At 70.0% G+C, this 19,622-nt stretch carries 21 protein-coding genes; 12 read left to right on the top strand and 9 right to left on the bottom strand.

The features are described 5' to 3' along the window. Positions 1–3: 3 nt before the first annotated feature. From WJM96_RS15165 to WJM96_RS15155, 3 genes are all read right to left on the bottom strand, one after another. On the bottom strand, positions 4–303 hold the full coding sequence (locus tag WJM96_RS15165; protein WP_424813357.1) for a phosphopantetheine-binding protein: 300 nt from the start codon (positions 301–303) through the stop codon (positions 4–6). A gap of 110 nt (positions 304–413) precedes the next feature. Continuing rightward, entirely contained in the window at positions 414–1,085 is a 672-nt protein-coding gene (locus tag WJM96_RS15160; protein WP_424813603.1) for a methyltransferase domain-containing protein, read from the bottom strand. A gap of 2 nt (positions 1,086–1,087) precedes the next feature. Then, a complete protein-coding gene (locus tag WJM96_RS15155) occupies positions 1,088–1,840 on the bottom strand; it encodes a class I SAM-dependent methyltransferase (RefSeq protein WP_424813356.1) in 753 nt (250 codons plus the stop codon). A gap of 124 nt (positions 1,841–1,964) precedes the next feature. On the opposite strand from WJM96_RS15155, the gene WJM96_RS15150 reads away from it, so the two are divergent. Both WJM96_RS15150 and WJM96_RS15145 read left to right on the top strand, forming a co-directional pair. After that, on the top strand, positions 1,965–2,753 hold the full coding sequence (locus WJM96_RS15150) for a lysophospholipid acyltransferase family protein (protein WP_424813355.1): 789 nt from the start codon (positions 1,965–1,967) through the stop codon (positions 2,751–2,753). Beyond that, positions 2,753–3,526: a glycosyltransferase family 2 protein gene (locus WJM96_RS15145; RefSeq protein WP_424813354.1), complete on the top strand. Its 774-nt coding sequence runs from the start codon at positions 2,753–2,755 to the stop codon at positions 3,524–3,526. Before WJM96_RS15150 ends, WJM96_RS15145 begins: the two co-directional genes overlap by 1 nt. Here the strand turns inward: WJM96_RS15145 and WJM96_RS15140 are convergent. Next, the gene (locus tag WJM96_RS15140) at positions 3,483–4,118 is read right to left on the bottom strand and encodes a polysaccharide deacetylase family protein (protein ID WP_424813353.1); all 636 of its coding nucleotides are present in this window, start codon (positions 4,116–4,118) and stop codon (positions 3,483–3,485) included. The genes WJM96_RS15145 and WJM96_RS15140 overlap by 44 nt on opposite strands. A 441-nt stretch (positions 4,119–4,559) precedes the next feature. On the opposite strand from WJM96_RS15140, the gene WJM96_RS15135 reads away from it, so the two are divergent. The 6 genes from WJM96_RS15135 (at position 4,560) to fabI (ending at position 11,387) form a co-directional block, all read left to right on the top strand. Beyond that, on the top strand, positions 4,560–5,105 hold the full coding sequence (locus tag WJM96_RS15135) for a hypothetical protein (protein WP_424813352.1): 546 nt from the start codon (positions 4,560–4,562) through the stop codon (positions 5,103–5,105). Between the two features lie 194 nt (positions 5,106–5,299). Continuing rightward, positions 5,300–6,679 carry a bifunctional enoyl-CoA hydratase/phosphate acetyltransferase gene (locus WJM96_RS15130; RefSeq protein ID WP_424813351.1) on the top strand — a complete coding sequence of 460 codons (1,380 nt, stop codon included), beginning with the start codon at positions 5,300–5,302 and terminating at the stop codon, positions 6,677–6,679. Further along, positions 6,676–7,845, top strand: a complete 1,170-nt coding sequence (locus WJM96_RS15125; RefSeq protein ID WP_424813350.1) for an acetate/propionate family kinase — start codon at positions 6,676–6,678, stop codon at positions 7,843–7,845. The genes WJM96_RS15130 and WJM96_RS15125 overlap by 4 nt, the downstream gene beginning before the upstream one ends. A 1-nt stretch (position 7,846) precedes the next feature. Next, positions 7,847–8,299, top strand: a complete 453-nt coding sequence (locus WJM96_RS15120; protein WP_424813349.1) for a hypothetical protein — start codon at positions 7,847–7,849, stop codon at positions 8,297–8,299. A gap of 32 nt (positions 8,300–8,331) precedes the next feature. Beyond that, complete coding sequence (locus WJM96_RS15115; protein ID WP_424813348.1) at positions 8,332–10,599, top strand: DUF3141 domain-containing protein; 2,268 nt, start codon at positions 8,332–8,334, stop codon at positions 10,597–10,599. Next, positions 10,596–11,387 carry an enoyl-ACP reductase FabI gene (gene fabI / locus WJM96_RS15110; protein WP_424813347.1) on the top strand — a complete coding sequence of 264 codons (792 nt, stop codon included), beginning with the start codon at positions 10,596–10,598 and terminating at the stop codon, positions 11,385–11,387. Before WJM96_RS15115 ends, fabI begins: the two co-directional genes overlap by 4 nt. Before the next feature lie 9 nt (positions 11,388–11,396). Here fabI and WJM96_RS15105 read toward each other — a convergent pair whose 3' ends face one another. Then, positions 11,397–11,735, bottom strand: coding sequence for a hypothetical protein (locus WJM96_RS15105; protein ID WP_424813346.1), 339 nt, complete (start codon positions 11,733–11,735; stop codon positions 11,397–11,399). A 216-nt stretch (positions 11,736–11,951) separates the two neighbouring features. Between WJM96_RS15105 and WJM96_RS15100 the strand changes: the two genes are divergently transcribed. Then, positions 11,952–12,329: a hypothetical protein gene (locus tag WJM96_RS15100; protein ID WP_424813345.1), complete on the top strand. Its 378-nt coding sequence runs from the start codon at positions 11,952–11,954 to the stop codon at positions 12,327–12,329. On the opposite strand, the gene WJM96_RS15095 is transcribed toward WJM96_RS15100, so the two are convergent. Then, entirely contained in the window at positions 12,330–12,962 is a 633-nt protein-coding gene (locus WJM96_RS15095; RefSeq protein ID WP_424813344.1) for a flavin reductase family protein, read from the bottom strand. It abuts the gene before it with no gap. A 109-nt stretch (positions 12,963–13,071) separates the two neighbouring features. Between WJM96_RS15095 and WJM96_RS15090 the strand changes: the two genes are divergently transcribed. Further along, positions 13,072–14,325 (top strand): aminopeptidase, encoded by a 1,254-nt coding sequence (locus tag WJM96_RS15090; protein ID WP_424813343.1) that lies wholly within the window; start codon positions 13,072–13,074, stop codon positions 14,323–14,325. Between the two features lie 105 nt (positions 14,326–14,430). Here the strand turns inward: WJM96_RS15090 and WJM96_RS15085 are convergent, their stop codons facing one another. The 3 genes from WJM96_RS15085 to WJM96_RS15075 all read right to left on the bottom strand — a co-directional run bounded on the left by WJM96_RS15085 (position 14,431) and on the right by WJM96_RS15075 (position 17,799). Beyond that, the gene (locus WJM96_RS15085; protein WP_424813342.1) at positions 14,431–14,847 is read right to left on the bottom strand and encodes an ion channel; all 417 of its coding nucleotides are present in this window, start codon (positions 14,845–14,847) and stop codon (positions 14,431–14,433) included. Between the two features lie 3 nt (positions 14,848–14,850). Further along, positions 14,851–15,939: an AI-2E family transporter gene (locus tag WJM96_RS15080; RefSeq protein WP_424813341.1), complete on the bottom strand. Its 1,089-nt coding sequence runs from the start codon at positions 15,937–15,939 to the stop codon at positions 14,851–14,853. Positions 15,940–16,017: 78 nt separating this feature from the next. Continuing rightward, positions 16,018–17,799, bottom strand: a complete 1,782-nt coding sequence (locus WJM96_RS15075) for an aminopeptidase P family protein (RefSeq protein WP_424813340.1) — start codon at positions 17,797–17,799, stop codon at positions 16,018–16,020. 139 nt (positions 17,800–17,938) lie between these two features. Here WJM96_RS15075 and WJM96_RS15070 point away from each other — a divergent pair, with 139 nt between their 5' ends. Then, a complete protein-coding gene (locus WJM96_RS15070) occupies positions 17,939–18,268 on the top strand; it encodes a DUF1127 domain-containing protein (RefSeq protein WP_424813339.1) in 330 nt (109 codons plus the stop codon). Positions 18,269–18,381: 113 nt separating this feature from the next. Next, entirely contained in the window at positions 18,382–19,611 is a 1,230-nt protein-coding gene (locus WJM96_RS15065) for an MFS transporter (RefSeq protein ID WP_424813338.1), read from the top strand. Positions 19,612–19,622: the final 11 nt, after the last annotated feature.

The following is a 19,622-nucleotide window of genomic DNA, read 5'->3' as shown; positions in this document are numbered from 1 at the left end:
CCCCTACCCTTCCCGCTGCTTCGCGATATGGCCGGCAAGGCTGCGGAGGGAGGCGAAGATGCGATGGTTACGCTCGTCATCCGAGCGCAGCTGGACACCGTAGGCCTTCGAAATCACGAGAGACATTTCCAGCGCGTCGATCGAATCGAGACCGAGGCCCTCGCCGAACAGGGGCGCCTCCGGGTCGATCTCCTCGGGCGCGATTTCCAGCGAAAGGGCACCGACGATAAGCCGCGCGACTTCGGACTCGAATGGATCGGCGGACTGCCCTTGTTGCAGTGCCGTGGCGTCCTGGGTGTTCATGGGCTCCCCGCAACGGTGATGGCAGTGTAGCGCTGCACCAACACCGATGGTTGAGTGCCAACCTCAATTTCCTTAGCAGAACGGGGCCATTTCCCGCAACGCCGGACACCTCAGCGGGGTCGTTCCGCGACCAGCATGACATTCGGCAGCGGCGTCCAGCCCCAGCAGGGCGTGACCCGCGTCTGGAAGCCGCGCTCCCGCAAGGGAGCTTCCAGCCGTGCGAGCGGCAGGGGCTCGAAGGCCGAGCCGTCTCGGCGGAGGCGGCGGCCCGCCTCCTCCATGGCGCTGCCCAGCCGGGCGCGCCAGCCGCAATCCGGGTCGAAGGCGCGAATGACGACGCGGCGCTGGGCCGCCTCCGCCATGCGGGCCACGAGGTCGAGCTGGGCGCGGACCGGCATCTGCAGCAGCACGTCGAAGATCAGCACGGTGTCGCAGGGGGGCACGGGCGCCAAAGCGAGGTCCGCCGCCTCGTAGCCGGCGGGCAGGCCGGCGGCGGCGCGCTTCGCATCCGCGATCTTGCCGGCATCGAGATCGAGCCCGGCCACGCTCTCCGCCAGCCCCGCCAGCAGCAGCGCGAGGCCGACCTGCCCCCGGCCGCAGCCGAGGTCCGCGACGCGGCCGAAGCCGCCCTTCGCGGCCGCCAGCCGCAGGATGGCGCCGGTCGCGGGGTCGGTCAGCAGCTTGCCCTGGACGAATCCCCGGGCGTAGCGCGAGCAGCCGGCATAGCGGTCCACCACCCGGGCCGCGAGCGGTCGCAGCGCGGGCACTTCCACCGGAGCCATCGTCACGCGCGCCGGGCCATATAGGCGCGGAAGGTGCCGAGCTCGGTCCAGCAGGACACCTCCGCGAGGCCCGCCCCTTCCAGCCGCCGCATGATCTCGGCGGGCGGCACGCAGGCGTCGATCGTGTCCCAGTAGTAGCGCATGAGCGTGCGCGAATCGGCTCCGGCCAGGCGGCTCAGCGCGGGCACGATCCGCCCGACATAGGCCTTCACCAGGGCATAGCCTAAGCGGCTCTCGGGCCGGGCGATCTCCATCACCAGCACGCGTCCGCCGGGACGCAGCACGCGGCGGAATTCGGCGAAGAGCACGCTCAGGTCGGTAACGTGGCGCAGCGCATAGCCCATGCTCACGAAATCCACGCTGGCATCGGCCAGGGGCAGTTCCTCGGCGCGCGACTGGATGAGCGGGATGGGCAGCGCGCGCCGCGCCTCCGCCAGCATGCCGAGGCTGAGGTCGAGGCCGATGACATCCACGGGCCGGCCCAGGATGGCCGCGCCTTCGCGTGCCACGAGCCCCGTGCCGACCGCCACATCGAGCATCCGGTCGCCCGGCCTCAGCCCCGCGCGCCGCAGCGCCCGGCGGCGGTACCACCCGCCCGAGCCGAAGGAGAGGACGCCGTTGATCCGGTCGTAGGAAGAAGCGGTGCGGTCGAAGATGTCGCGGACGAAGCCGGCGCGGGCCTGGGGCGCGGCGTAATAGTCGAGCAGCGGTGCGTGCGGCGCCCCGGCCTGTTGATCGCTGGTCGAGCCCGTCAATCGCCTGCACCTTCATCCCGTCGTCTCTTTGCGAGGCGACCCGCCCGACGATACCATGTGACGCTTCCGCCACCACCCTGCCGGGCGGCGACAACAACAGCACGGCCACGAAACGAAAGCGCCAATGGACGATACGACGCCGCCAGGCCGGATGGCCGGGGGCCGGCATGAAAAACGGCAGGGCTTCCTCACGGCGGTCTACTTCCGCGTGGCCTTCTACTTCTGCCTCGCCGTCTTTGGGCTGAGCTGCCTGGTCTGGAGCGTGCCGGCCTCGCTGATCTATCCGCTGCTGCCCAAGGGGCGCGGCCGCCGCGTGGGCCAATATGGGATCTCCTACGGTTTCCGCTGGGCGCTCTGGGTCATGCGAATCACCGGCGTGCTGCGGGCCGATCTGCGTCCGCTGGATGCGCTGCGCGACGAGAAGGAGCTCGTTATCGCCGCGAACCATCCGACCATGCTGGATGCCGTGCTGCTCATCTCACGCCTGCCGCGCGTGGTGTGCATCACCAAGGCCAAGCTGTGGGACAGCCTCTTCCTCGGCGGCGGCATCAGGCTCGCGGGATATGTACGCAACGATGCGCCGCTGGCCATGATCCGCGACGCGGCGGAGGCCGTTCGGGGCGGGGGCCAGCTGATGATCTTCCCCGAGGGTTCGCGCACGGCGCGCCCGCCCATCGATCCCATGCACCGCAGCTTCGCGGTGATGGCCAAGGCGGCGGGGGCACCGGTGCAGACAGTGCTGATCGAGGCCGACAACCCCTACCTCTCGAAGTCCTGGCCGCTGCTGCGCCCGCCGGTGCTGCCGCTGGTGTTCCGGGTCAGGCTCGGCCGGCGCTTCGAGGTCGGGGACGACGCCCACGCCTTCGTCGGCCGGCTGGAGCAGTATTTCCGCGCCGAGCTGGCCCCCGCCTGATGCCGGAGCCGAAAAGCCTCGTGCTCATCCCCAGCTACGACAGCGGGGCCAAGCTGATGGAGACCGTGCAGGCGGCCCGCGCGCAATGGCCGGACGTCTGGGTCGTGGTGGACGGAAGCACCGACGGCAGCGACGCTCCGGTGCGGGAGGCCGCCCTCTCGGATCCTGGCCTGAGGGTGTTCACGCTCCCGCAGAATTCCGGCAAGGGCGCAGCCGTGCTGCACGGCCTGCGGGCGGCCATGGCCGCGGGCTTCACCCATGCGCTGACGATGGACGCCGACGGGCAGCATCCGGCGAGCCTGATCCCGGCCTTCATGGCAGCCGCGGAAGCCGAGACGGATGCCATGATCCTCGGCCTGCCCCGCTTCGGCGAGGATGCGCCCCAGCTGCGCGTGCGCGGCCGCAAGATCTCCAACTGGTGGGCGAACGTGGAGACGCTGGGCCTGGGCATCGGCGATTCGCTGTTCGGGTTCCGCGTCTATCCCATCGCGCCACTGGTCCGGATCATGGAAGGCAACCGCTGGATGCGCCGCTTCGACTTCGACCCCGAGGCGGCGGTGCGCCTCTGCTGGGCCGGCATCCGGCCGGTGAACCTCGGCGCGCCTGTGCGCTACCTCCGGCCCGAGGAAGGCGGGGTCTCGCATTTCCGCTACGGGCGCGACAACATGCTGCTGACCTTCATGCACACCCGCCTGGTACTGGGAATGGTGATGCGGCTGCCCTGGCTTCTCAAACTCCGCTGGTCGGCAGGACGGGAAGCGCGGCGGAAGTGAGGCCGAGCCCGCCCATCCGGCGCAACAGCTGCGGCAGCACTTCCAGCACGACGGGTCGGCCATCCTCGCCGCGCGCGGAGGAGCCATCGTGCATCAGCAGAATGTCGCCCGCGGCCAATCCCTTCGTGAGCCGCGCGAGCACCCTTGCCGGGTCTTTCCGCCGCGTGTCGTAGCCGCGCCGCGTCCACGAGACCAGGGCCAGGCCCTCCGCCGCCAGGCCAGGTCCGAGCAGTGGATTGCGCAGCCCCATCGGCGCGCGGAAATAGCGCGGCGCCTGGCCACAGGCATCGGCGATGACGTCCTGCGCCCGGCGGATCTCGCGCCATTGCGCCACCGGCCCCATGCAGGCGAAGCCGTAGGGATGGCTGTAGGTATGATTCTCGACGCCATGGCCGCGCCGCACCAGTTCCCGCAGCAAGCGGGGATGCTGCTCGGCCCGGCGTCCCACGACGAAGAAGCTCGCCTTTGCGCCGAAGGCGTCGAGCATGTCCATCACCCGCGGCGTCACCTCGGGATCGGGCCCATCGTCGAAGGTCAGCACCAGGCTGGCATCCGGGCCCGTGGGCAGGCGCTTCAGATTAGGGCCCAGCATGGTGCTTCGCGGATGCATCCCGCATGCCAGCACCGCGTGGTTCAGGGCAAAGGCCGCCAGCAGCTGTGGCCAGAGCTGAGGTGCCGCAACGAGGGCAGCCGCGCCCGCGCCATGGGCCAGCAGCGAGGCCCCGATGACAGGCGAAGGCGACCAATGCCTGAGGCCGCTCCAGAACCCGGCACTGGCCGGCAGCTTGGCTTGGGGTACGCGGGTCGTCTTTCCCTCCGGGGTCGCGGTGAGCCGTCTTATGAAAGCGCCCCGCCGGCGGCGCAATCGTGCCCGGTGGCGCGGATGGCTGCCTTGGGAATGCCACATGTTATAGTTCTTCACGACGCGACTCAGCAGGTGCTGTGCCATGCTCCTGCCAGGGCCGCCGCAACCGGCGTCCCCGACGCCGAGTTAGCGCTATGGACAAGCCCCTCAACGGGGGCATGGAGCCTCATGGACGATATCGACCACGTCTTCGCCCGGTTTGGGGGCGATTCTTCCGCCACGAACGATCAGCGCGAGCACGTGACGGTGCCCCGGCGGGGTGCCCTGCGCGGCAGCCGGGTTGTCGAAGTCGTGCATGTCCGGTCTGCCGCCCCTGGCGATAAGCCGGGCGAGAAGCCCGCCCGCCGGCACGAGTTCAGCCTCCGTGCGGAGACCTGGGCAAAGGGTTTTCCCGCCAAGACGGCCGCTCCTGCTGCCGCCCAGGCGGAAGCGCCGCCGGAGCCTGCGGCCGCCCCGCCGCCCGTCGCGCATGTGATGCCGATGTGGACGCCGACGTCGACGGAAGCCGAGGACCCGCCGCCCGCGCCTGTGGGCGAGGCACCCATCGCGCGCAGGCGCCGCCAAACCGAGGCGGCAACCCCCTCCGCCATCGCCCGCCGCAGCGCCGATCCCTTCGATGAGAACGACGATCGCGCGAACTGCATGCGCTGCGGTTTCGTGGTCGAAGCCGAGCGCGACAAGCGTGGATTGATGACCTGCGCGGCCTGCGCCTGAAGCGGCATCCCACCGCGTTCGCGAGACCGTCATCGAGACATAATGGAAAGGTTTTAGTGGCTTCCAAGAAAGGCATGGCATAGCCTGCCTTTGGCGCACGCGACCGCCTGCGCCGAAATTGGCGGCAGCGTTCTTCGTAGTCTTCAGGCATGCCCGGCTGGCCCAGGCGTTCCACTGCGACGGGAGCACTTGGCATGGACGGTTCGGATCTGCTTTGCGGCCGCCCCGCGGAGGAGCTGCATCCGGGATTGCGTGTCAGCACGACCCGGCGTCTGGCGCTCCACCACCTTGACCTCGCCGCCGCGCTGGTCGGCGTTCCCGCCACCGCGATCAACGGGCCCGGCGTGAGCACCGACACGGCCCTGCTGCTCGAGGCCATGCTCTCGCAGCTCGCCGCGCAGGAATTGCCCGGTCCGGGCGGCGCGCTGCTCGGCATCCAGCTCACCTTGCAGGCCGCGCCCGAGTTGGAAGAGGAGCTGACCGCGACGCTCGAGGTGCTGGCGGTGAACCGCGAGAGCGGCTCCGTGCTGCTGGCGGCGGGAATCACGGGCCATGGCGGCCGGATCCTCGCTCACGGGAACCTGACCGCCCGCCCGCCCGCGACGCTCGTGGAAGTTCCCCGGCCCGAGCGGCCGGCGATCCTGCTGCAGCAGCACCGGCACATGGACGCCCTGCTCGCGCGGGCAGCCGCCCTGCCCCCCATGACCACGGCGGTGGCATGGCCGTGCGACCACGACAGCCTTCTCGGCCCGCTGGAGGCCGCGCGGCTGGGTATCATGCAGCCCGTGCTGGTCGGCCGGGCGGACGCGATCGATGCGGCCGCCACCGCGGCGGGCGCTAGCCTGGGCGGCATCGAGATCGTCGAGGCCGCGACGCCGCAGGATGCGGCCAGGCTGGCCGTCTCCCTCGTGCGCGAAGGCCGGGCGGACGCGGTCATGAAGGGCAGCCTGCACACGGACGAGCTGATGGCCGCGGTGGTGGCGCGCGACACCGGCCTGCGGGGCGCGCGGCGGGTCAGCCACGTCTTCCTGATCGACGTGCCGAGCTATCCGAAGCCGCTGCTGGTGACGGACGCCGCGATCAACATCGCGCCCGACCTCATGGCCAAGGCCGACATCCTGCAGAACGCCATCGAGTTCGCCCAGGCGCTCGGCATCGCGCGCCCGAAGGCCGCCATCCTGGCGGCGGTGGAAACGGTGAACGTGAAGATGCAGGCGACGATGGATGCCGCCATGCTCTGCAAGATGGCCGACCGCGGGCAGGTCCGCGGCGCGATCGTCGATGGGCCGCTCGCCTTCGACAACGCGATCAGCCTCGCTGCCGCCAGGATCAAGCAGATCGGCAGCCCGGTGGCGGGCGACCCGGACATCCTGCTCTGCCCGGATCTGGAAGCCGGCAACATGGTGGCGAAGCAGCTCGCCTACCTGGCCCATGCGGAGGCCGCCGGGCTGGTACTGGGCGCGCGCGCGCCCGTCATCCTGACCAGCCGTTCCGACAGCGCGGCCGCGCGCGTCGCATCGGCCGCGATGGCCAGTATCTTCGCGCAATCCCTGAAAGGCGGGAGGGGCGCTTGAACCCCGTCATCGGCGTCGTCAACGCCGGGTCGTCCTCGCTGAAATTCTCGTTCTACGAAGGGGAGCGCAGCCTGCTGTCGGGGCAGATCGATGGCATCGGCGTGCGCGTCGGCAGCCGCGCGAAGAATGCGGCGGGCCAGTCCATCCCGGGCCCCGATGTTCTCACAAAGCCGCCCTCCTCGCCGGCCGAGGCGGTGGCGCTGCTGCCGCCCTGGTTGCGGGGCGTGCTGGATGGGCATGATCTGGTCGCGCTGGGCCATCGGGTGGTGCATGGCGGGCCCCGCCATTCGAAGCCGGAGCGCGTCACGCCCGGCCTCCTGGACGAGCTGGCGGCCCTCTCCCAGCTCGCGCCGCTGCATCAGCCGCACAATCTAGCGCCCATCCGCGCCATTCTCGATCTCGCGCCGGACATACCGCAGGTCGCCTGCTTCGACACGGCGTTCCACCACACCATCGCCGATGTTGAGCGCAACTTTGCCATCCCGCGCGAGCTGACGGCGCGCGGCATCCGGCGCTACGGCTTCCACGGGCTTTCCTACGAGTACATCGCCTCCTGCCTGCCCAGGCTCACACCCGCCATCGCCCAGGGCCGCGTGATCGCCGCGCATCTGGGCAACGGTGCCTCGCTCTGCGCGCTGCATGCGGGGCGCAGCGTCGCCACGACCATGGGTTTCAGCGCGCTCGACGGGCTGCCGATGGGCACGCGCAGCGGCGAGATGGATCCGGGGCTCGTCCTCTACCTCATGCAGAACGAGGGCATGTCCGCCAAGGAGATCGAGGACTTCCTCTACCGGCGATGCGGCATGCTCGGCGTCTCGGGAATCTCCTCGGATTTTCGCGACCTGCTCGAGAGCGATGCGCCGGAAGCCCGCGAGGCGATCGCCCTCTTCGTGCATCGGGTGGCGCGCAACATCGGCGCGCTGGCGGCCGCGCTGGGCGGGCTCGACGGCATCGTCTTCACAGCGGGCGTCGGCGAGAACGCCGCCGCGATCCGCGCCGCGGTCCTGGAGCGCTGCGCCTGGCTGGGCGTCGGGCTGGACGCCGCCGCGAATGCGGCGAACGGGCCATGCCTCACCACTCCGGGCAGCCGCGTCGCGGCGCATGTGATCCCGACCGACGAGAACCTCATGATCCTCCGCCATACCCGCGCGGTTCTGGAGACGTGACATGACCGAAGGCAAACCCGCGCTTTCCGTGCAGGACCTTTTCGCCGAGAAGGATGCCGCCCTGGCGCGCAAGCGCGCCGAGGAAGAAGCCGCGGCGGAGCGGAAGCGCCAGGAACTCAAGACCTTCACCGAAAAGGTGATGACCTACAAGATCACCGAGGAAGACAAGGCCCACGCCATCGCCAAGATCCGCCACGCCTTCGAGGAGGGCGAAAAGGATGTGATGATCGTCAGCTTCCCTTCCGACATCTGTACGGACAACGGGCGACGCATCGCCAGCCGCCTGGAGGATTGGCAGGAAACGCTGCCGGGCGTCCTCCATGACGTCTATGAATGGTGGCGGACGGAGCTGGCGCCCGGGGGCTTCACCTTCGGCGCCCGGATCATCAACTATCCCAACGGTATCCCCGGCGATGTCGGCCTCTTCGTCGGCTGGCCGGAACGCGAGTTGTAGGGCCCACCTCACCCCGTCACGGGAGATCTCCCATGCCCAACGATCTTCGCCCCATCGTCCCCCGCAAGGCCTCGCAGCAGGCCTCCAGCGCGTCGCCCGCCGCCGCGCGGCCGCTGCCCCTGCCCTTCGCCGCCTTCGCGGAATACTGGACCGATGCGATGCAGCGCACGGTGCTGCTGCTCGACACGCTGCGACAACGCGGCGATGTCCAGATCGAACGCGCGGCCAGCATCGCGCCGCATGTGCTGAGCTTCGATCACGAGCTTCTGGTCGACGGGCGCAACCTGGAGCGGCCGGTGAACTACGTGCTGGTGCGCATCCTCCCGCCAGCGGGCACGCGCATCGACCCGGCCAAGCGCCCCTTCATCGTCTTCGACCCGCGCGCCGGCCATGGCCCCGGGATCGGCGGCATGAAGCAGGACAGCGAGATCGGCATGGCGCTGGCCGCGGGCCATCCCTGCTATTTCGTCGGCTTCCTGCCCGACGCAGTGCCCGGCCAGACGATCGAGGACGTCTGCCGCGCGGAGGCCTTCTTCGTCGAGACCGTGGCGGCGCGGCACCAGGACGCCGAGGGCAAGCCCTGCCTCATCGGCAATTGCCAGGCGGGCTGGCAGATCATGATGATGTGCGCCATCCGCCCGGACCTCCCCGGGCCGATCATGCTGGCGGGCGCGCCCCTCTCCTACTGGGCCGGCGTGCGCGGCAAGAATCCGATGCGCTACACCGGCGGCATGCTGGGCGGGACATGGCTGACCGCCCTCGCCGGCGATTTGGGGAACGGAACCTTCGACGGCGCGCATCTCATCGCGAATTTCGAGAACCTGAACCCGTCCAACACCTATTGGAAGAAGATCTACAACGTCTATTCCAAGGTCGATACCGAGACCGCCCGCTTCCTGGATTTCGAGACCTGGTGGGGCAATCCCGTCACGCTCAACGCCGAGGAAATACAGTTCATCGTCGATGAGCTCTTCGTCGGCAACAGGCTCGCCAGCGGCGATATCGTCACGAGCGCGGGCACGCGCGTGGACCTCAGGAACATCACCTCACCCATCATCGTCTTCTGCTCCTGGGGCGACGACATCACCCCGCCGCAGCAGGCGCTGGGCTGGCTGACGGATCTCTACGAGACGGATGCCGACCTGATCGGCAGCGGGCAGACGGTCGTCTACACGGTGCACCAGACCATCGGCCATCTCGGAATATTCGTCTCCGGCAAGGTCGCGACCAAAGAGCATGGCGAGTTCATCTCCTGCATGGACCTGATCGACATGCTGCCGCCCGGCCTCTACGAGGCGGTGATCACCGAGAAGGAGGAGGACACCGCCAACCCCGAGCTGGTGCACGGCAAGTACCTGTTCCGCCTGGAGCCGCGGGGGCTCGCCGATATCCGCGCGCTGGGCGGGAATTCGCCCCAAGACGAGCGCCGCTTCGAGACGGTGGCCCGCGTGTCCGAGATCAACCACGGCCTCTACGAGCGGGTGCTCGCGCCAGTCATCAGGGCAGCGAGCAACGACTACACCGCCGATCTGCTCCGGCGCACCCATCCGAACCGGCTGCGGTTCGAGCTTTTCTCCTCGCTCAATCCCTTCCTGAGCGGCGTCGGGGCGATGGCCGACATGGCGCGGCACGACCGCCGGCCGGTGAGCCAGGACAACCCTTTCCTGGCCATGGAGCGCAAGTTCTCGGAGCACATCATCTCCACGCTCGACGCCTACGCCGCCGCGCGGGACGCATGGACGGAGCAGGTCTTCCTCGCGACCTACGGCTCCCCGCTGCTGCAGGCCCTGGTGGGGCTGGGGGCGCAGCAGAAGCCGCATCACCACGCCACGCGCGACCTCGCCTGCAAGGCGGCGGCGGAGCGCGCCGCCGCCACGCTGGAGCTGCAGATCGGCTCGGGCGGTCTGCTCGATGCCACGCTGCGAGGACTGATCTTCGTGGTACGCGGGGATGGCCGCCTCGACGAACGCGCGGGCCGGATGATCGAGGCCATGCGCCAAGCCCGACCCGACGCCCAGCGCATTTCGCGCGAGCGTCTGCGGACCATCATCCGTGACCAGACCGCGATCCTGCGCCTGGACGAGGAGCGCGCGATCGAAGCCCTGCCCCAGCTGCTGCCCGACAACGCCGCAGCCCGGGCCGAGGCGATGGCGGCGATCCGCCAGGTGGCGACGGCGCAGGGCACGCTCTCCGAGGCAGCGATGGCGCGGCTGGCGCGCATCGAGGGCATCTTCATTCCGCCCCAGGCCCTGCCCGAACCGCCCAAGTCAGCCGCCCGCCCGCGGCGGCGCGCGCGATGAGCGCCCATCTGCCGCGCCCGCACGGGCAGGTTCTGGCCGGCAAGCGCGCCTTGGTGGTCGGGGTCGCGAACGACAGCTCCATCGCCTATGGCTGCGCCAGCGCCTTCCAGCAGCTCGGCGCAAGCCTCGCGATCACGTATCTGAACGAGAAGGCGCGCCCGCATGTCGAGCCGCTAGCGGCCGGCCTCGGCGCCGATATCGTCGCGCCGCTGGACGTCTCGGTGCCGGGCCAGCTGGAGGCGGTGTTCGAGCAGATCAAGGAGCGCTGGGGCAAGCTCGACATGCTCGTCCACTCGATCGCCTTCGCGCCGAAGGCGGATCTGCAGGGCGGGCTGCTGGACTGCTCGGCCGAAGGCTTCGCGAAGGCCATGGACATCTCCTGCCATTCCTTCGTGCGCATGGCCAAGCTGGCCGCGCCGCTGATGACCGATGGCGGCTCCATGTTCGCGATGAGCTACTACGGCGCAGCCCGCGTGGTGCCCAACTACAATGTGATGGGGCCCGTGAAGGCGGCGCTCGAGGCCTCTTGCCGCTATCTCGCGCATGAGCTCGGGCCGCGCGGCATCCGCGTGCATGCGATCTCGCCGGGGCCGCTGAAGACGCGCGCCGCCTCGGGCCTCAAGGATTTCGACCTGCTGCTGGTCGAGGCCGCGGAGCGCGCGCCGATAGGCGAGCTGGCCGACATCATGGATGTCGGCTTCGCCTGCGCCTATCTGGCGACGCCCTATGCGCGCCGGGTGACGGGCGGCACGATCTACGTGGACGGCGGGGCGAACATCGTGGCGTAGCGGAGGCGACTACCAGCCGCGGTAATAGCCCCGGCCATAATAGCCGCGGCCGTAGTAGCCGCTGCGGTAGTAGTAGGGCGACGAGGCGCCGACGATCGCCGCGCCGGCGGCGGCACCGACCAGGCCCGCGGCGAGCGCGGTCCCCGCATTGGCGGCCTGCTGGTTCTGCGCGCGCTCGGCATTCGCGGCCGGCTGCAGGTAGGCCGCCTGGCGGCAGGCTTCGTAATAGCCCTGCTGGCAGGCCAGGTTCGCCTGCGTGGCCTGCTGCTCCATCGGCCCGACGGCCGGGGTGCAGGCGGCGGCGCTCGTGGCGGCGAGCACGGCGAGGATGTGGGACGCACGCATCATGACGGTCTCCTCTCGGCGGGCTCGGCCTGATGCCGGCGCTTCGATGACACCCGTTCTATCCGCCTCCCGTCGCGGCCGGATCGCGCCAGGGGCGGTTCCGTATCGCGTCTGTCGCGCCACAACCCCCTGACGGGCTTCGCTGAAAACGGTGGGCCGCGACCGAGGCCATGCTATGCTGCGCCCAACAGCAGGACCGTTTGCTTGGAGAAGTTGCCCATGTTCCTTCGCCGCGCCATCCTTCTCGGCGCCGCCGGCTTGCCCGCCGCCTGCGCATCGGGCGAGCCCGATCCGCCGCCGCCCGACCTCAGCTGGATGGTCGGTGAATGGCGAGAGGGCCACGGCGACCAGTTCGTCATCACCTCGGTGAACCGCGATTACGAGAGCGCCACCGGTACCTGGAGGGGCCAGCCGGTGCAGATCGTGCTGACGCAGATCTCCATGCGCTTCTTCACCGCCAATGGCGGCTCGGTGCAGCTTCGCCCGATCAGCACCAACGCCATGCTGGGCACGGAGGACGTGCCCCCCTGGCAAGGTCGCCGAAGCTACAGCCGCACCCTGAGCCTCTCGCGCATCGGCCCGGTGCGCGCGGGCTGATCAGCGGTCCCGCTGGCCGGGCGCGTAGGCGCCGCCATCGGTGGGGCGCAGCGCCTCGAACAGCTCGGTGACGGCCGAATAGTCGCGGTAGCCGCAGCGCGCGACCGATTGCGCGGCGAGCGTGTCGAAGCGCCCGTCGCGCAGATAGGCCTCGTCGATATGCACGCCGACGACCTCCCCGATGATCATCCAGCCTTCCAGGTCCTGGCCGCCGGAATCCTTCAGCCGGAAGGACTGCGAGACCTTGCACTCCAGCGCGGCCGGGGCGGCAGCCACGCGCGGCGCCTTCACCAAGCGGCAGGGCGCGGTCTCAAGCCCCGCCGCCTCGAACTCGCTCTCGCCCTCGGCCAGCGCGCCGGAGGAGATGTTCATGGCGTCGAAGAGCTTGCGCGAGCAGAGGTTGAAGACGAACTCCCTGGTCGCGATCGCATTGGCCGCGCTGTGCTTCATCGACTCGCTGGTGAAGCACAGCATGGGCGGGCGCGAATGCACGGCGTTGAAGAAGCTGTAGGGGGCGAGGTTCGCCCGGCCCTGCTTGTCGATGGTGGAGATCCAGCCGACGGGCCGGGGTGCCACGATGGCCTTGAAGGGATCATGGGGCAGGCCGTGGCCCTGCTTGGGTTCATAGAACATCGGGCATCCTCATGTGCTGGCCGGCGATCTGGCCCAACTTCCGGGCGTTTGCCAACCGCCCGCCGAGGGCTACCCTGACGGCCGAGCCTTCAGCCGAAAGCACCTGTCCATGGACCAGATCGCCCCCACCCACGCCACCCAGGATGCCCGCCTCGCCCGCCTGGCCGAGGTCGCGGTCCGCGTCGGCCTCAACCTGCGCGAGGGGCAGGAGGTGGTGATGACCGCCTCCATCGACGCGCTGCCTCTGGTGCGCCTCATCACCGATGCCGCCTATCGCGCGGGGGCGAGCCTCGTCACCACGCTCTTCTCCGACGACCAGCAGGCGCTGTCGCGCTATCGCCTCGCCAAGCCGGAGGCCTTCGACCACGCGCCGGCCTGGCTCTTCGACGGCATGGCCGCCGCCTTCCGCGCGGGCGCCGCGCGCCTCGCCATCGTCGGCGACGACCCAAGCCTGCTGGCCGGCCAGGATCCCGGGCTGATCGCCCGTGCCAACCGCGCGCGCGCCAAGGCCTACCGCCCCGCGCTGGAGCTCATCACCGCCTCGGCCATCAATTGGAGCCTCGTGCCCTATGCCTCCCCGGCCTGGGCACGCGCCATGTTTCCCGAGCTCTCCGAGGCGCAGGCCGTGGCGAAGCTCTGGGACGCCATCTTTGCCGCGACCCGCGTGGACGCCGCCGACCCGGTCGCCGCCTGGGCGACGCATAATGCGGCGCTGATGGCCCGGCGGCAGAAGCTCAACGACCGCCGCTACTCGGCGCTGCGCTTCACCGGGCCGGGGACGGATCTCGTCGTCGGCCTCGCGGACAACCACTCCTGGATGGGCGGGCAGTCCACGGCGCTGAACGGCGTCACCGGCAATCCGAACATCCCGACGGAAGAAGTCTTCACCACCCCGCACGCCTCACGCACCCAGGGGCATGTCACGGCCACGAAGCCGCTCTCCTATGGCGGCACCCTCATCCGCGACATCCGCGTGACCTTCGAGGGCGGCAAGATCACCGAGGCCAAGGCCAGCACGGGCCAGGAGGTGCTGGAGCGCATGATCGGCACCGACGAGGGCGCGCGGCGCCTCGGCGAGGTCGCGCTGGTCCCGGCCTCCTCGCCCATTTCCAAGAGCGGGCTGCTCTTCCTCAACACGCTCTTCGACGAGAATGCGGCGAGCCACATCGCGCTCGGGCAGGCCTATACCAAGTGCTTCGTGGACGGCGACACGCTGACCGACGCGGATTTCGTGGCGCGCGGCGGCAACAAGAGCCTGATCCACGTGGACTGGATGATCGGCTCGGCCGAGGTGAATGTGGACGGCATCGGCGCCGATGGCAGCGCGGAGCCCGTGATGCGCGCCGGCGAGTGGGTGGCTTAGCCTCTATGTCCCCGGACGCCGGGCGCACGCTCCGCATGCCTGGCTTGGCGCTCGCGTCCCGAGGCCAAGCCCCGGGCCGTTAAGGCGGGCAAACCCGATCACCCTTCAGCCCCGCTTTCGCGCCGCGGACACCGCGGCGAAGATCAGCGCCGTGGACCAGCCCAGCATCAGCGATCCGCACGCCGCCTCCAGCGCGCCGAAGATGCGGTGCTGCGGCGCCAGAACGATGTCGCCGTAGCCAAGCGTCGCGAAGGTGACGAGCGAGAAGTAGTAGGCGTCGTCAAAACTCGGCAGCACGCCGCGCCAGAGGAAGAACCCGGCCCAGAGCGCCATCTGCGCCACATGGCCCAGGATCAGCACCAGCACGGCGCCGAGCGAGATCCAGAAGGTGCGCCATGTCTCGGTCGCCTCGCGCGTGCGGCGGTCGAAGAAGCCCACAGACGATAGAAGTACCGTCTGCGCCACCGCCTGCAGCGCCACCGTGCCCGCCACCAGGCCGAGGATCGCGGCGACCCGATCCATGTCTCAGTCGGCGGCGGAAGGGGGTGCGGCGCGCCAGGATTGCAGCAGCGTATAGGCGACGGCGATGAGGCTCGGCCCGATGAAGAGCCCGAGGAAGCCGAAGGACACGAAGCCGCCGAAGACGCCGAGGATGGTCAGGCTCATGGGCATCGCCACGCCGAAGCCGATGAGCCAGGGCTTGATGACGTTGTCCATCATGGTGACGCCGATGCCCCAGATGATCAGGAACACCGCCCAGCCCTGCTGCCCCTGGTCGAAGAGCCAGAAGGCACCGCCGGCCCAGATCACGATGATGAGGGGCGCGCCGATCTGGCTCAGGGCGAGCAGCAGCGTGACGAAGCCGAGCAGGCCCGCGCCCGGTACGCCCGCCACCAGCAGGCCGAGCGCCATGACCGCCGCCTGGATCGCCGCCGTTCCCACCACGCCATAGGCCACGCCGCGCACGGCGCCGCCCACCACATCCAGCGCGCCCGCAGCGGTCTTTCCGCCGAGCCGGAAGAGAATGTCCCGCAGCGCCGAGGCCAGGCTCTCGCCCCCGATCCAGAACATCGAAGCCACGACCAGCGCGAGAATGATCTGCAGGACGCTCGCGGCCAGAGCGGAGGCCGCGGCGACGACGGCCTGCCGCAGGGCCACCGAATAGGGTTCGAGCAAAGCACGGAGACCACCCTGGGCATGGACGGCCTGTTCCCAGCCGCGGGCGATGCGCTCCCCCACGATGGGCAAGCCGGCCAGCATGGCCGGCGCCGGCGGGTCGGTCGCGGCATAGGCCCGCAGGCGCTGCCCGCCCTGCGTCACATGCTCCGCGAGGCCGGGCGCGATCGCCAGGACGGGCAGGACGACGACCGCGAAGGCGATGAGCAGCAACACCGTCGTCGCCAATCCGCGGGATAGGCCGAGCCGCAACAGGCGGTCGCGCAGCGGCCAGGCGGCGATGGAGAGGATGGTTCCGAAGAGGATGGCCGTGGCGAAGGGCCACAGCACCGCCAGGACGCCCAGCACCAGGCCGCCGAAGAGCAGCAGCATGACGGTGCGCTCGATGAGCAGCCGCAGGCCAGTGCCCCGACCTGCCCCTGGAAATTCCCCTGGCATAGCGCCCTCTCGATTCGGCCTGGCCGGAAGAATCCTACTCTGGGAAACCGTTGCGGGTGCGAGGAATTTTCGTCTCCGCTAGAGCGGCGCGCAGGCCTCTGCCAGCCAGGCGCCCGTCGGCGCGTCGAGCAGCGGCCCGACCTCCGCCAGCACGCGGGCCTGATAGGCATCCACCCAACGCCGCTCCTCCGGCGAGAGCATCGCCGGCTCGATCAGCGCGCGGTCGTAGGGCGCCAGCGTCAGCGTCTCGAATTCCAGGAAGGGGCGCACCTGGTCGGGCTGCGGTTCGGCTGAACGCGTGAGGAGCAGATTCTCGATGCGGATGCCGTACTGCCCGGGCAGGTAGTAGCCGGGCTCGTTGGAGAGGATCATGCCCGTGCGGATCGGCACCACCTTCGCTGCCCGGCTGAAGGACACGGGCCCCTCATGCACCGAGAGGAAGCTGCCGACGCCATGCCCGGTGCCGTGGTCGTAATCCAGCCCGAAGCCCCAGAGCGGGCGGCGCGCGATGGCGTCCAGATGCGGCCCCGCCACGCCTTCCGGAAAGCGCACGGTGCTGAGCGCGATATGGCCGCGCAGCACGGCGGTATAGCGCTGCCGCAGGCCCGCCGGCGCCGCGCCCGGCCCGGTCCAGAGGGTGCGGGTGATGTCGGTCGTCCCGTCCGGATACTGGGCGCCGCTGTCGATCAGGTAGCACTCGCCGGCCGCGATGGCGCGGTCGGTCTCGGGAGTCACGCGGTAGTGGACGATCGCACCGTTCTCGGCGGCGCCGGAGATGGCGGGGAAGCTCTCGGCCACGAAGCCCTCGACCTCGCGGCGGAAGGACAGCAGGCGCGCGGCGGCCGACATTTCGGTCTGCCCGCCGCGATGCGCCTCGGCGGCGAACCAGGAGAGGAAGCGGGCAACGGCCACGGCGTCGCGCAGATGCGCGTTGCGGGCGCCCTGTTGCTCCGTCTCGTTCTTCATCGCGCGCGGCAAGCGGCAGGGATCCTCGCCCGCGACGACGGTGGCGCCGTCCTCGCGCAGCGTGGCCGCGAACCACGCCGGCGTGGAATCCGCGTCGATCCGCACCTTTCGGCCCTTGAGCTGGCGCAGCGCCGCCGGGATCTCCTCGCGCGGCTCGACCGAGACGCGGTTCCCCATGGCGGCACGCGTCGCGGCGGGCACCCGCTCCGGCGCGTTCAGGAACATCCGCACGGAGCCATCGGCATGGAGCAGCGCGAAGGCCAGGGCCAGCGGCGTGTGCGACAAGTCGCGCCCCCGGATGTTGAGCAGCCAGGCGACGGAATGCGCGTCGGCCAGCAGGCAGGCATCCTCGCCCGCGGCGCGAAGCTGCGCGGCGGCGGCCTCCCGCTTGGCCTCCGAGCTCATCCCGGCATGCTCCGGCAGCTGGACGCGAACCTCCGTGGCGGGCGGCGCGGGCCGGTCCGTCCAGATGGCGTCGATGGGATTGGCGCTCAGCGGCACCAGCTGGACGCCCGTGAAGCGCTTCAGCGTGCCCTCGCTCTGTAGCCAGGGATCGTAGGCGATGCGGGCGCCCGGCGCGTGTTCCCGCAGCCAGGCCTCGGGCGGCTCCTCCGTGATGTGGCGACGCTCGTAGAGGGAGCCGTCCGTCTCGGCCTGGACCTGGGTGGTGTAGCGGCCATCGGTAAAGACGGCGGCACGGTCCGCGAGGATCACCGCCATCCCGGCGCTGCCGGTGAAGCCGGTGAGCCAGGCGAGGCGCTCGCCGCCCGGAGGGACGTACTCACCGAGATGCTCGTCCGAGCGAGGCACGAGAAAGCCGTCCACGCCGGCGGAGGCGAGAACGGCGCGCAATGCGCTGAGGCGGGCGGCGGCATCCGGCATGGCGAGATCCATCAATTCAGCATTCGTTCACAGTTTATCATGCCCGTAATGCATGACTGAGGCATAGGCTTGACACAGCCTAAACTCATTTTCACCCGCTAAAAGCCTCCCGCAGAGGGCAGATGGCTGCCCCATGAACGGAACCCAGACCATGAACTCCCGCATCAACACAGCCGAAGCCGCGCTGCTGATGCCCTTCGCCTCTCGTCCCAGCTCCAAGGCCGACGAGATCGCCGCCATCATCGCCGAGGCGCGCCGCGCCCGCGACGCCGCTTTCGCCGAGCGCCTTCGCGGCTTCGTTCGAAGCATCCGCAACGGCCTCGCCGCGATGATGGACCGCCGCCGCACGATCGACGCGCTGAACAGCCTGTCCGACCGCGAACTGGCGGATATCGGCATCTCGCGCAGCGGCATTCCCGCCGCGGCGGCCGCCGTGCCGAGCGCGGCCAACGACCACGCCGAAGTGCGGCGCGCCGCCTGAGGCGACGCGATCCCCGCGACGCGGGGATCGCCTTTCCGTCCTGCGCCTGACGCATGACGGCCCCCGCGCCCGTTTCGCTTGTGCGAAATGGACCCCTCCGGTCTGATTTGTCCATGCAAACGGCCGCGACCCCCTCCAAGCCCTCGATCGCCACGACCCTCTGGATCGCGGTGATCGCGGCTTCGGCGGCCTCGAGCCTCGGCATGGGCATCCGGCAGACCTATGGGCTGCTGCTCATGCCCATGGCGACCGAGCACGGGATCGCCCCCTGGGCCTTCGGACTCGCCGTCGCCCTGCACAATTTGCTCTGGGGCCTCGCCCAGCCCTTCAGCGGCGCCATGGCGGACAAATACGGCTCCGGCCGCGTCATGGCGGTGGGCGGCCTGTTCTACCTGGCGGGCTGTGGCCTGCCGGCCCTTTTCCCCTCCAATGCGACGGTGCTGATCGGCATCGGCATCTTCTCGGGCATCGGCGTGGCCAGCGCGGGCACCGGCCTGGCGCTGGCCGCCGTGGGCCGGCTTGCCCCGGCCGCGCGGCGCGGCGAGTTCATCGGCATCGCGAGCGCGGGCGGCAGCCTGGGCCAGGCGGCCATGGTGCCGCTGGTCTTCAGTGCCATCGGCTGGTTCGGCGCCGCCGGCGCCATGGCCATGCTGGCGCTCTCCTCGCTGCTGATCCTCCCCATCGCCCGGCATATCGAGTGGAAGCCGGCCGCCCGCGTGGGCCCTGCCCCCGCCGGCCTGAGGGGCCTGCCGGCGTTGGCCCGCAACGCCCTGGCGGAACGGGATTTTGCCCTGCTGACGGGCGGCTTCTTCGCCTGCGGCTTCCAGCTCGCCTTCCTCACCACGCACCTGCCGTCGCATATCGCGCTCTGCGGCATGCCGGCCTCGATCGGCATGACGGCGCTGATGATGGTGGGGCTGTTCAACATTCCCGGCTCCTGGTTCTGCGGCTGGCTCTCCTCCCGCATCCGGCCCGAGGCGGGGCTCGGCGTGATTTACCTGATCCGCACGCTCGCCATCGCCGTCTTCGCCTACACCACGCCGACCGAATGGGGGACGATCGTCTTCGCCGCCGTGATGGGCTTCGTCTGGCTGGGCACCGTGCCGCTGACCTCTGCGGCCATCGCCAAGCGCTTCGGCGTCGCGAATCTGGGCGCCCTCTATGGCGTCTGCTTTTTCAGCCACCAGATCGGCGGCTTCCTGGGCGCGGGCTCGGGCGCGCTGCTGATCTCCACGGCGGGAAATTACAATGCCTTCTGGCCGGTCATGATCGTGGTCGGGCTGGCCGCCAGCGCGCTCAATTGGATGATCCGCGCCCCCGACAGCCGCATGGCGCCGGCCTGAGGACTTGCATG

The sequence above is a fragment of the Roseococcus sp. YIM B11640 genome (assembly GCF_049727625.1).
Lineage (GTDB): Bacteria > Pseudomonadota > Alphaproteobacteria > Acetobacterales > Acetobacteraceae > Roseococcus.
The sequence above is the reverse complement of the archived record's forward strand: the minus strand, read 5'-3'. Positions and strand labels throughout refer to the sequence as shown.